11 protein-coding genes and 2 pseudogenes are annotated in these 12,057 nt (G+C 35.4%); 10 read left to right on the top strand and 3 right to left on the bottom strand.

Going from position 1 to position 12,057, the window contains the following annotated elements; all coding sequences use genetic code 11:
* The first annotated feature begins 220 nt into the window (after positions 1 to 220).
* The 6 genes and pseudogenes from cagB (at position 221) to cagG (ending at position 5,852) form a co-directional block, all read left to right on the top strand.
* Positions 221 to 448: a cag pathogenicity island protein B gene (gene cagB / locus BZK24_RS07040; RefSeq protein ID WP_000428894.1), complete on the top strand. Its 228-nt coding sequence runs from the start codon at positions 221 to 223 to the stop codon at positions 446 to 448.
* A gap of 171 nt (positions 449 to 619) precedes the next feature.
* The gene (locus tag BZK24_RS07035) at positions 620 to 967 is read left to right on the top strand and encodes a CagC family type IV secretion system protein (RefSeq protein ID WP_077656992.1); all 348 of its coding nucleotides are present in this window, start codon (positions 620 to 622) and stop codon (positions 965 to 967) included.
* Positions 968 to 971: 4 nt separating this feature from the next.
* Positions 972 to 1,595, top strand: a complete 624-nt coding sequence (gene cagD / locus BZK24_RS07030; RefSeq protein WP_077656994.1) for a cag pathogenicity island type IV secretion system protein CagD — start codon at positions 972 to 974, stop codon at positions 1,593 to 1,595.
* 8 nt (positions 1,596 to 1,603) lie between these two features.
* Positions 1,604 to 4,555, top strand: a pseudogene (gene cagE / locus BZK24_RS07025) (cag pathogenicity island type IV secretion system ATPase CagE).
* Between the two features lies 1 nt (position 4,556).
* Complete coding sequence (cagF, locus tag BZK24_RS07020; RefSeq protein ID WP_000814257.1) at positions 4,557 to 5,363, top strand: type IV secretion system chaperone CagF; 807 nt, start codon at positions 4,557 to 4,559, stop codon at positions 5,361 to 5,363.
* Positions 5,364 to 5,417: 54 nt separating this feature from the next.
* Positions 5,418 to 5,852 carry a cag pathogenicity island type IV secretion system translocation protein CagG gene (cagG, locus tag BZK24_RS07015; RefSeq protein WP_000855911.1) on the top strand — a complete coding sequence of 145 codons (435 nt, stop codon included), beginning with the start codon at positions 5,418 to 5,420 and terminating at the stop codon, positions 5,850 to 5,852.
* Here cagG and BZK24_RS09670 read toward each other — a convergent pair whose 3' ends face one another.
* A complete protein-coding gene (locus BZK24_RS09670; protein ID WP_000562356.1) occupies positions 5,853 to 6,050 on the bottom strand; it encodes a hypothetical protein in 198 nt (65 codons plus the stop codon).
* On the opposite strand from BZK24_RS09670, the gene BZK24_RS07010 reads away from it, so the two are divergent.
* From BZK24_RS07010 to cagL, 3 genes and pseudogenes are all read left to right on the top strand, one after another.
* Entirely contained in the window at positions 6,037 to 6,981 is a 945-nt protein-coding gene (locus BZK24_RS07010; RefSeq protein ID WP_232258808.1) for a sodium:calcium antiporter, read from the top strand. The genes BZK24_RS09670 and BZK24_RS07010 overlap by 14 nt on opposite strands.
* Before the next feature lie 10 nt (positions 6,982 to 6,991).
* Positions 6,992 to 8,136: pseudogene (gene cagI / locus BZK24_RS07005) on the top strand (cag pathogenicity island type IV secretion system translocation protein CagI).
* Positions 8,133 to 8,846, top strand: coding sequence for a cag pathogenicity island VirB5 family T4SS-associated adhesin CagL (gene cagL / locus BZK24_RS07000; RefSeq protein WP_077656990.1), 714 nt, complete (start codon positions 8,133 to 8,135; stop codon positions 8,844 to 8,846). Before cagI ends, cagL begins: the two are co-directional and overlap by 4 nt.
* An 81-nt stretch (positions 8,847 to 8,927) precedes the next feature.
* Here cagL and cagN read toward each other — a convergent pair whose 3' ends face one another.
* Together cagN and cagM are read right to left on the bottom strand one after the other, a co-directional pair.
* The gene (gene cagN, locus BZK24_RS06995) at positions 8,928 to 9,848 is read right to left on the bottom strand and encodes a cag pathogenicity island type IV secretion system protein CagN (protein ID WP_077656989.1); all 921 of its coding nucleotides are present in this window, start codon (positions 9,846 to 9,848) and stop codon (positions 8,928 to 8,930) included.
* A gap of 14 nt (positions 9,849 to 9,862) precedes the next feature.
* Positions 9,863 to 10,993 carry a type IV secretion system apparatus protein CagM gene (gene cagM / locus BZK24_RS06990; protein WP_000879921.1) on the bottom strand — a complete coding sequence of 377 codons (1,131 nt, stop codon included), beginning with the start codon at positions 10,991 to 10,993 and terminating at the stop codon, positions 9,863 to 9,865.
* A gap of 423 nt (positions 10,994 to 11,416) precedes the next feature.
* Here cagM and cagP point away from each other — a divergent pair, with 423 nt between their 5' ends.
* A complete protein-coding gene (gene cagP / locus BZK24_RS06980) occupies positions 11,417 to 11,761 on the top strand; it encodes a cag pathogenicity island protein CagP (protein WP_077656987.1) in 345 nt (114 codons plus the stop codon).
* Positions 11,762 to 12,057: the final 296 nt, after the last annotated feature.

Raw genomic sequence — 12,057 nt, 5'->3', positions numbered from 1 at the left:
TAACAAAAACTTGTTAAAATAGACAAATTTTAATAAGAACAAGAAATAAGAAATGAGCCTTTTTGAAGAAATCAAATGCAACGCTAAAGATGGTTGGAGAAATGGTTAGGAGCAAGGTGGGTGCATGAAGCGTTCTAAAAATAGTTTGGTTTGTGTGTCATGCTTACTATAGCATGTATAATTAAGCGTTTGTGATCCACAGATCCACATGGGAAACAAAATGGAAAACAAATCAATAGGACAGATTTTCAAAGAGAGTCTCAAAAAAAGTTTCTTTAGTGGTCTATGGAGTTGCTTAAAATGGAGTTTTATTCTCACTCTGATCAGCTTGGGTTTGTTTTTGCTTGTTTTTAGGTTTCAACCTGAGACGATTAAAAAATACATCAAAGATCCTAAAGATCTACAATTCTACAACGACTTGAGAAAGAAAAATGGTTGGGACAAGTAGGTTTATTGTTCCTAAATTATGTCAGTTGCCAAACAAAAGCGTCGGTTTTGATTTGAATCAAAAAGGATACACGCTAGACCAGTTAATCTAGTGGTGCTTGCGTGAAAGTGTAAAAATATTTTTTTTATGGTATAATAACACCATTATTTATTCCAATCTGAAAGGAAACGCATGAAATTTCTTACAAGAATCACTGACAGCTACAAGAAAGTTGTAGTAACTTTAGGGCTAGCGATAACAACCAATCCTTTAATGGCAGTCACCAGTCCTGCAACAGGCATTACTGAGACTAAATCTTTGGTTGTTCAGATCATTGCTGTTTTAGCGATCGTAGGTGGTTGCGCTCTAGGGGTCAAAGGCATAGCAGATATTTGGAAAATCTCTGATGACATCAAAAGAGGTCAGGCGACTGTTTTTGCTTACGCGCAGCCCATAGCTATGTTAGCGGTAGCAGGCGGTATTATCTATTTGAGCACTAAGTTTGGCTTCAATATTGGCGAGAGTGGAGGAGCTAGCTAAATTGATCAACAATAATAATAGCAATAAAAAACTAAGAGGCTTTTTTTTAAAAGTTCTCTTAAGTCTTGTTGTTTTCAGTTCGTATGGGTCAGCAAATGATGACAAAGAAGCCAAAAAGGAAGTGCTAGAAAAAGAAAAAAACACTCCTAGTGGGCGTGTTTATACAAATTTAGATTTTGATAGTTTTAAAGCGACTATCAAAAATTTGAAAGACAAGAAAGTAACTTTCAAAGAAGTCAATCCCGATATTATCAAAGATGAAGTTTTTGATTTCGTGATTGTCAATAGAGTCCTTAAAAAAATAAAGGATTTGAAGCATTACGATCCCATTATTGAAAAAATCTTTGATGAAAAGGGTAAAGAAATGGGACTGAATGTAGAATTACAGATCAATCCTGAAGTGAAAGACTTTTTTACTTTCAAAAGCATCAGCACGACCAACAAACAACGCTGCTTTCTGTCATTGCGCGGAGAAACAAGAGAAATTTTATGCGATGATAAGCTATATAATGTTTTATTGGCTGTATTCAATTCTTATGACCCTAATGATCTTTTGAAACACATTAGCACCGTAGAGTCTCTCAAAAAAATCTTTTATACGATTACATGTGAAGCGGTATATCTATAAAGAGAGGGGTGTTTGTGGCAAGCAAACAAGCTGACGAACAAAAAAAGCTAGTCATAGAGCAAGAGGTTCAAAAGCGGCAGTTTCAAAAAATAGAAGAGCTTAAAGCAGACATGCAAAAAGGTGTCAATCCCTTTTTTAAAGTCTTATTTGATGGGGGGAATAGGTTGTTTGGTTTCCCTGAAACTTTTATTTACTCCTCCATATTTATATTGTTTGTAACAATTGTATTATCTGTTATTCTTTTTCAAGCCTATGAACCTGTTTTGATTGTAGCGATTGTTATTGTGCTTGTAGCTCTTGGATTCAAGAAAGATTATAGGCTTTATCAAAGAATGGAGCGAGCGATGAAATTTAAAAAACCTTTTTTGTTTAAGGGCGTGAAAAATAAAGCATTCATGAGCATTTTTTCCATGAAGCCTAGTAAAGAAATGGCTAATGACATCCACTTAAATCCAAACAGAGAAGACAGGCTTGTGAGTGCTGCAAACTCCTATCTAGCGAATAACTATGAATGTTTTTTAGATGATGGGGTGATCCTTACTAACAACTATTCTCTTTTAGGCACAATCAAATTGGGGGGCATTGATTTTTTAACCACTTCCAAAAAAGATCTCATAGAGTTACACGCTTCTATTTATAGCGTTTTTAGGAATTTTGTTACCCCTGAATTCAAATTTTATTTCCACACTGTTAAAAAGAAAATCGTTATTGATGAAACCAATAGGGACTATGGTCTTGCTTTTTCTAATGATTTTATGCGAGCCTATAATGAGAAGCAAAAAAGAGAAAGTTTTTATGATATTAGTTTTTATCTCACCATAGAGCAAGATTTATTAGACACTCTCAATGAACCCGTTATGAATAAAAAGCATTTTGCAGACAATAATTTTGAAGAGTTTCAAAGGATTATTAGAGCCAAGCTTGAAAACTTCAAGGATAGGATAGAGCTCATAGAAGAGCTATTGAGTAAATACCACCCCACTAGATTGAAAGAATACACCAAAGATGGCATTATTTACTCCAAACAATGCGAATTTTACAATTTTCTTGTGGGAATGAATGAAGCCCCTTTTATTTGCAACCGAAAAGACTTGTATCTCAAGGAAAAAATGCATGGTGGGGTGAAAGAAGTTTATTTTGCCAATAAGCATGGAAAAATCTTAAATGACGATTTGAGTGAAAAATATTTTAGCGCTATTGAGATTAGTGAATACGCCCCTAAATCACAGAGCGATTTGTTTGATAAAATCAACGCTCTAGACAGCGAATTTATTTTCATGCATGCTTATTCGCCTAAAAACTCACAGGTTTTAAAGGACAAACTGGCTTTCACCTCTAGAAGAATTATTATTAGTGGAGGCTCTAAAGAGCAGGGCATGACTTTGGGTTGTTTGAGCGAGTTAGTGGGTAATGGTGATATTACGCTAGGCAGTTATGGTAATTCTTTAGTGCTGTTTGCTGATAGCTTTGAAAAAATGAAACAAAGCGTTAAGGAATGCGTCTCTAGTCTTAACGCTAAAGGTTTTTTAGCCAACGCGGCGACTTTCTCTATGGAAAATTACTTTTTTGCCAAACATTGCTCTTTTATCACGCTTCCTTTTATTTTTGATGTAACTTCTAATAATTTTGCTGATTTCATCGCTATGAGAGCGATGAGTTTTGATGGCAATCAAGACAATAACGCTTGGGGCAATAGTGTGATGACGCTAAAAAGCGAGATCAATTCGCCTTTTTATCTGAACTTCCACATGCCCACTGATTTTGGTTCAGCTTCAGCAGGACACACTTTGATACTTGGCTCAACCGGTTCAGGTAAGACAGTGTTTATGTCAATGACCTTGAACGCTATGGGACAATTTGTTCACAATTTTCCTACTAATGTCAGCAAAGACAAGCAAAAGCTCACTATGGTTTATATGGATAAAGATTATGGCGCTTATGGGAATATTGTCGCAATGGGTGGGGAGTATGTCAAGATTGAGCTAGGGACAGATACAGGATTAAATCCTTTTGCTTGGGCGGCTTATGTGCAAAAAACAGATGCAACAATGGAACAAAAACAAACGGCTATTTCTGTTGTCAAAGAGCTTGTGAAAAACCTAGCGACCAAAAGCGATGAAAAAGATGAAAATGGCAACAGCATCTCTTTTAGCCTAGCAGATTCTAACACGCTTGCAGCGGCAGTAACCAACCTTATCACAGGAGATATGAACCTAGATTATCCCATCACTCAACTTATTAATGCTTTTGGAAAAGACCACAACGATCCTAATGGGCTTGTCGCGCGATTAGCGCCTTTTTGCAAATCAACCAATGGTGAATTTCAATGGCTTTTTGATAATAAAGCAACAGATCGCTTAGATTTTTCAAAAACGATTATTGGCGTTGATGGGTCAAGTTTCTTAGACAATAATGATGTTTCACCCTTTATTTGTTTTTACCTTTTCGCTCGTATCCAAGAGGCAATGGATGGGCGTAGATTTGTCTTAGATATTGATGAAGCGTGGAAATATTTAGGCGATCCAAAGGTCGCTTATTTTGTAAGAGACATGCTAAAAACTGCAAGGAAAAGAAACGCTATTGTTAGACTTGCGACTCAAAGCATCACTGATCTTTTGGCTTGCCCTATTGCTGATACGATTAGAGAACAATGCCCTACAAAGATTTTTTTGAGAAACGATGGGGGTAATCTTTCTGATTACCAAAGATTAGCTAATGTTACAGAAAAAGAATTTGAAATCATCACTAAGGGGCTAGATAGGAAAATCCTCTACAAATAGGATGGAAGCCCTAGCGTTATCGCTAGTTTTAATTTGAGAGGCATTCCTAAAGAATATTTGAAAATTTTATCCACAGATACTGTATTTGTCAAAGAAATTGACAAGATTATCCAAAACCATAGTATCATAGATAAATATCAGGCCTTGAGGCAAATGTATCAACAAATAGAGGAGTATTAAAATGAAACAAAGTTTGCGCGAACAAAAATTATTGAAAATTTTGGAAAATGATGTCTTGACGATTTTGGATAGTTTTTCTAATTACCTTTTTGAACTGAGAGAAGAATTGGACTTCATAGAAGAAGAAATGGAAGGTGAAATCACTGAACAAAACCTTACCGCTCTTTATGATTTTTCTAATTTCTTAGAAGACCATGTCAATGTGTTTTATGAGAATGTTTTGAATATAGATGATGTCAAAACGGAACACCTTTATTCAGGTCTCATAGATAGTCTTAACGCTAATCTTCACTTTGTCAAGTCATTTCTCAGTAATCAGGATTTAGACTTCCGCTTTTTTAAAGAAATAAACGATGGGCAAGATCCCCAAAAAACATTATCAAGATTAATTCCTCTTCAAAGTGGGAAGAATGATGCAAGCTCGTTTAAAGCCAATAATTCTTTTGTTTCATTAGTTTATGTTTATGCTTACTTCATGCTAGAAACTATCAGGCAGTCGTATAGGATTCTCAGATTACTAGAAAAACCTATCAATAACAACATAAGCGAGGACATGCAGAGCGATATAGAGAATTTTTTTGTTCAAGCAAATTTTTTAGAATACTATGTTCAGAACAAAATATACCCAACCAATCATGCCTATGACTTCACGCATTTGATCATGGACTCCATTATTCCTAATTGGATTCAAACTGATATGAGCGTTGAAGCTAAAAAGAAAGAGCTTTTTGAAAAATATTTTCAAAACATTGATGAAGTAACAAACAAAATGCTCGATCAAGAAAATCAAAACAAAAATAGCGATTGAGTGGTGTTAATGCGCTAGAATAATGCTAAAAATAAGAATAAAGGAGTCAAAAGTATGAAAACGAATTTCTATAAAATTAAATCACTATTTGCTTGGTGTCTTATCATTGGCATGTTTAACGCTCCGCTTAACGCTGACCAAAACACTGATATAGATATAAAAGATATTAGTCCTGAAGATATGGCACTAAATAGCGTGGGGCTTGTTTCTAGAGATCAGCTAAAAATAGAGATCCCTAAAGAAACCCTAGAGCAAAAAGTGGCCATACTCAATGACTATAATGATAAAAATGTTAATATCAAATTTGACGACATAAGTTTAGGGAGTTTTCAACCTAATGATAATCTAGGCATCAATGCGATGTGGGGCATTCAAAATCTTCTCATGAGCCAAATGATGGGCGATTACGGTCCAAACAATCCTTTCATGTATGGCTATGCACCAACATACTCAGATTCATCGTTTTTACCACCGATCTTAGGGTATTAACTAGGAGGGTATTAACATGGCAGGTACACAAGCTATATATGAATCATCTTCTGCGGGGTTCTTATCGGAAATTTCCTCAATCATCTCAAGCACAAGTGGTGTTGCAGGGCCATTTGCAGGAATAGTAGCGGGTGCTATGTCAGCAGCGATTATTCCTATTGTTGTGGGATTTACTAATCCGCAAATGACCGCTATCATGACCCAATACAATCAGAGCATCGCTGAAGCCGTAAGCATGCCTATGAAAGCCGCTAACCAACAATACAACCAATTGTATCAAGGTTTTAACGATCAAAGCATGGCTGTGGGGAACAATATCTTAAATATCAGCAAATTAACAGGGGAATTTAACGCGCAAGGCAACACGCAAGGCGCGCAAATTAGTGCTGTTAATAGTCAGATTGCAAGCATTTTAGCGAGTAACACCACCCCTAAAAATCCTAGCGCTATTGAAGCTTATGCGACGAATCAAATCGCTGTTCCTAGCGTGCCAACAACGGTTGAAATGATGAGCGGTATCTTAGGCAATATTACAAGTGCAGCACCAAAATACGCCCTAGCTCTACAAGAGCAACTGCGTTCTCAAGCAAGCAACAGCTCAATGAATGATACAGCCGATTCCCTTGATAGCTGCACCGCTTTAGGTGCACTTGTTGGCTCATCAAAAGTGTTTTTCAGTTGCATGCAAATTTCTATGACTCCTGTGAGTGTTTCTATGCCCACTGTTTATGCCAAATACCAAGCGTTAGCCACTAATGCCCTAACTTCAGGCGTTAATCCTATGACCACCCCTGCATGCCCTATTGGGGACAAAGTTCTTGCCGTTTATTGCTATGCTGAAAAAGTAGCAGAAATTTTGAGAGAATACTATATAGAATTTGTGAAAAACAATACCAATTTGTTGCAGAACGCTTCTCAAATGATACTTAATCAATCAGGATTGGCTACTAGCACCTATGACACTCAAGCGATTTCTAACATAAGTTCGCTATATAATTACAATATAGTAGCGAATAAATCTTTTTTAAAATCGCATTTGACTTACCTTGATTACATCAAAGACAAGCTTAAGGGGCAAAAAGATAGCTACTTAACAGAAAGGGTGCAAACTAAAATAATCGTGAAGTGAGGAAAGAGATGTGAAATGTTTTTTAAGCATATTTTCTTTCTTGACTTTTTGTGGCTTGTCCTTGAATGGTGCAGAGGTAGTAATAACGCTTGAACCTGCCTTAAAAGCCATTCAGGCGGACGCACAAGCCAAACAAAAAACCGCTCAAGCCGAATTAAAAGCCATAGAAGCTCAATCTAGTGCCAAAGAAAAAGCCATTCAAGCGCAAATAGAGGGAGAATTGAGAACCCAGCTTGCAACCATGAGCGCTATGTTAAAAGGGGCTAATGGCGTTATTAATGGTGTCAATGGCATGACAGGGGGGTTTTTTGCAGGTTCAGACATCTTGCTTGGCGTCATGGAAGGGTATTCAAGCGCGCTTAGCGCATTGGGGGGGAATGTCAAAATGATCGTGGAAAAACAAAAAATTAACACCCAAACAGAAATCCAAAACATGCAAATCGCGCTCCAAAAAAATAACGAAATAATCAAGCTCAAAATGAACCAGCAAAACGCTCTCTTAGAAGCGTTAAAAAATAGCTTTGAACCGAGCGTTACCCTAAAAACACAAATGGAAATGCTTTCTCAAGCTCTAGGAAGTTCTTCTGACAACGCTCAATACATCGCTTACAATACGATTGGTATCAAGGCGTTTGAAGAAACCTTAAAAGGTTTTGAAACATGGTTGAAAACAGCTATGCAAAAAGCGACCCTTATTGATTATAATTCCCTAACGGGTCAGGCTTTGTTTCAAAGCGCCATCTACGCGCCTGCTCTTAGTTTTTTTCAAGCATGGGTGCACCATTTGGAATCATTGAAACATTTACTCTAGTACCCACAAAATGCCCCTATCTTGATGGGCTAAAAATTTCAGCATGCCTTATGGAACAGGTTATTCAGAATTACAGAATGATTGTAGCCCTTATTCAAAATAAACTGAGTGATGCAGATTTTCAAAATATCGCTTATTTGAATGGGATCAATGGAGAAATCAAAACCTTAAAAGGATCAGTAGATTTGAACGCGCTCATAGAAGTTGCTATCTTAAACGCAGAAAATCATTTAAACTATATAGAGAATCTTGAAAAAAAAGCCGACCTTTGGGAAGAACAACTGAAATTAGAAAGAGAAACGACAGCAAGAAACATTGCTAGCTCTAAAGTTATTGTCAAATGAAAACACTCGTGAAAAATACCATATCTTCTTTTTTGCTATTGTCTGTTTTGATGGCAGAAGATATAACAAGCGGCTTAAAGCAACTGGATAGCACCTACAAAGAGACCAACCAGCAAGTGCTCAAAAACCTAGATGAGATTTTTTCAACCACTAGCCCTAGCGCTAATGATAAAATGGGTACAGAAGATGCTCTAAACATCAAAAAAGCAGCCATTGCTTTGAGGGGAGATTTAGCGTTATTGAAAGCCAATTTTGAAGCGAATGAGTTATTTTTCATCTCAGAAGATGTGATTTTCAAGACTTATATGTCTAGCCCTGAACTTTTATTAACCTATATGAAAATCAATCCCTTAGACCAAAATACTGCTGAGCAACAATGCGGAATATCCGATAAAGTTTTAGTTCTTTATTGTGAAGGGAAGCTGAAAATCGAGCAAGAAAAACAAAATATAAGAGAGCGTTTAGAAACTTCTCTAAAGGCGTATCAGAGCAACATTGGAGGTACAGCTTCCTTAATCACTGCTTCACAGACGCTTGTAGAAAGTCTAAAGAATAAAAATTTCATCAAAGGAATCAGAAAGCTTATGTTAGCTCAAAACAAGGTCTTTTTAAATTATTTAGAGGAATTGGACGCATTAGAAAGATCCCTAGAACAAAGTAAGCGACAATACCTACAAGAAAGGCAATCAAGTAAGATCATTGTTAAATGATTTTTCTGAGACGATAGGCTATGATTTCTAATTTTTGGGATTTGTTTCTCTAGTTGTTTTTTGCACTAATAATTTGGATCGCTATTTTTTTCCATGAGCGATGCTTTGTTCTATTTGATTAATGACGCTATTGGGCAGTTCAGATTTAGAGCGATTGTTTGAGAATGTTGCATCTTTTGCTTCATTTTCTTTTGTATCAGTAGTGCCAAACTCACTTGCATTTGTAGTATCTTGGTAGTTATTTTCTTGCTCCATTTCTTTTTTTCTCTTCTCACAAATAGCGCACGAAGCTATAAGAAAGGTTCTATTGTTGCTGTTATTAAGAGCGAGTTTTAAACCACTCAAGTGTTGTCTAGAAAACTTGTTATTTTCTGTCTCTATTTCTTGAATTTTTTCTAATAAGGGGGCAAGAATTTTTTGATCCTTGATGCCTTTGATCAAACACTTTCTTAACCCATCATAATCGTTGCTTGAAATAATACACTCATTGATAATGATTTCAATTTCAGGCGTTCTCCACTCATTAGGCACAAGCGGAGCAGTAGGTTTTACAAAAGCTTCATTCACCTTATTGATCATCTCATCAAAGTTATCATCTTTATTAGATTTGGTTTCAGTGGAAGAATTGCCATTAGGGTTGTCATTCAAAGGGTTAGCATTAGTTTCGTTTAATTCTTGCAATCCTCTGTGCTTAGCCGCTTTTTTTTGAATAGAAGAGTTGTTCTTTTTTTCAAACGCTTCAATATTCTTTTGAATTTGCTCTGCTCTCGCCCTATCATTTCGTAATTTTTCTCTCAAAGCGTTAGTGGCGAATTCTTTTTCCTCTTTTGTAACTTCTTCGTCGTCATGTCTTTGATGGAGTGTTTTGATTTTTTTAAAGCCTAAAGCCACTAATTCTTTGTATTCACTCGGTAACAATGCTGTATTGATAGCGTTTAAGCCCCCATAAATAACCAAAGAATAAAGAGCGACAGAACCTAATTTTTTGAAGATACTTTTCAAGAGCGTCTCCTTTCCTATTCAAAGGGGTTATTCTTGGCAACATTGTTCCGGTATGCAGAAACCACTGTTTTGAAGAAATTAAATATCTTGTAGTGTTCTTTTTGCATAGTTGTTTTGTCGCTCATCATAGGATCGCTATCTACGAAGATATTGTATTCATTAGTCTTTTTTAATATAGATTTTTTGGATTGGGTATCAAAATTGAAGCTGTCTAAAACCAACAAACACAATTTTTGTTTTTGAGCGAAACTCAATTTTTGGTTGGTGAAGTTTTTAGTCAGAGTATTCAATTCCACATCATCTTTGACATTTTTCAACAAGTTAGAAAAAGCCTCATAGCCCTTTAAGTATTTCTCATTAATCTTATCAATCGCCATGCTAAACGCCAAGCGTTCCGAGTTAAAAATAAGCGTGTTAGTAGCCTTTTGAGCAATATCTTTTGCTTTGGAGTCAAACTTGTTTCTTTCAAGCTGTAAGTAATAATCTATATTATCCAATTCTTTTCTGCTCAATAAATTAGAAATGTTATTGGAATATTCTTCAATCGCTTGCTTGTAAGATAGAGCTAATCGGCTCGCTTTTTTGTTTTGCTCTTCATCTAAAGAAAACACACCCATTTGAAGCAAAGCCTGAGCCTTATCTTTAGTGGTAGCGGTAGTTTTTTTAAAAATACTGCTCGTTTTCACTTGGGGGTAGTAATAACTCAAACGCTCCTTATCTTCTTTGGTGAATGTTTCTTGGTTTAAAACATAGGCATAAGGGTTAGGGAGAAGTTTCTTATAGAGAGGGTTATCTTTTAAGGCTTGCTCTAGATCACCATAAGCCTTTGACTTAGCAGTAAGGATTTTACCTCTTGTCTCTTTCTCTAGAGCCTCTTTTTCTTTTTTGTATTTGTTTTCTAAATCTAAAAGAACTTTAGCTCTGTAATCCACAAGCTCTTTGATTTTTTGTTTTCTAAAAACCAAGTCTTCTAAGAAATCATGCGTATTGTTTAAGAGCTTCTTGCGAGCTTTAAGAGCGTCTTCTTTTGCGGCCACTTCTTCTTGTTCTTTTTTTATCTCGTTGAAAAATGAACCAAACTGCTCCACATTAGCCGACAAAACTCCAAACGCAACCAATGAGCTAAAAACGATTTTTGCAAGCATCTTATAGTTTTTGTAACCTTAAATTTTCAAAAAATATCAATACATTTTACCACAATTTTTACAAAACTATGAACCAAAATTTTTCCATATCCAAAAGGTAAATAAAATCTAAGTCTTATGGTGTTATGTTTTTCTTGCTTGTATGCGGCTTGTTGGTATTTTTTAAGTTTCTTTTAAGATTATTTCTATATAATAGATTTGTGTTTTTTAGATGGAAAACTCCTTTATTCTTTAACAGATGTTTTTTGTTCTTTTTTTGGCATAAACAAACAAATCGTTGGTTTGTGCTATACCGCATGTTAGTATCAGCAAGTGGGGTATTCTTTGAGATTTGGAGTTAGATTAGGGTGGTTTTGTAAAATATTTATTATTTTATGCTTCTTTATAGGTTCACCGCCTTGAACTATTTCTTTAAAAACCAAAATGAAACAGCCGATTAGCAAATTAAAACAAAACTTCTTACAATTCAAACATTCTTTCAACAAACATTTAGATAAGTACAGCCTTTATTATAGGCTGTTCAATATCAGCTCTATCGTTATAGGTTTTTTAATAGCGCTTTTTTCTTATGGGGCAGGGGTGATTTTAGTTTATCCAATATTATTCTTGTTTGCTCTTATAATAAAACCTAGCTTTTTTTATTACACTACTTATCTTTTGTTACTCGTTTCTCTCAGCATAATAAGCAAATACTATCTCTTAAGCCACGCAAAATTCACAATGAAGCTAATCATGCTTATGACTCAATGGCAAAATTGGTTCTTATGATTCGTTCAAAAATTTCTTAAGACTTGATTTAGAGAAATTTCTTTATTTCCACACATTAGCATAAAACCTTACTGACTAAAAACTAAAATCTTTTTAAGTGCATACCCAAAGCTAGCTTATTTGAAAAAAACAATCTATTTTTGGTATTCAAATCCTAAAACCCCATGATTTTAAATTTAAAGGAGCGTTTTTTAAAAATAATTCTGCATCTAGTGTGTTAGTGATTTGTTTTTGATATGGTGGTGGTTTTCCAAATTAATATTGAGAAAAATTTGCTATAATTAGGAGATAAAAAC

Origin of the sequence: Helicobacter pylori (genome assembly GCF_001998165.1) — a bacterium.
Classification (GTDB): Bacteria; Campylobacterota; Campylobacteria; order Campylobacterales; family Helicobacteraceae; genus Helicobacter; species Helicobacter pylori_DL.
This window is presented reverse-complemented; position numbering and strand designations above follow the sequence as displayed.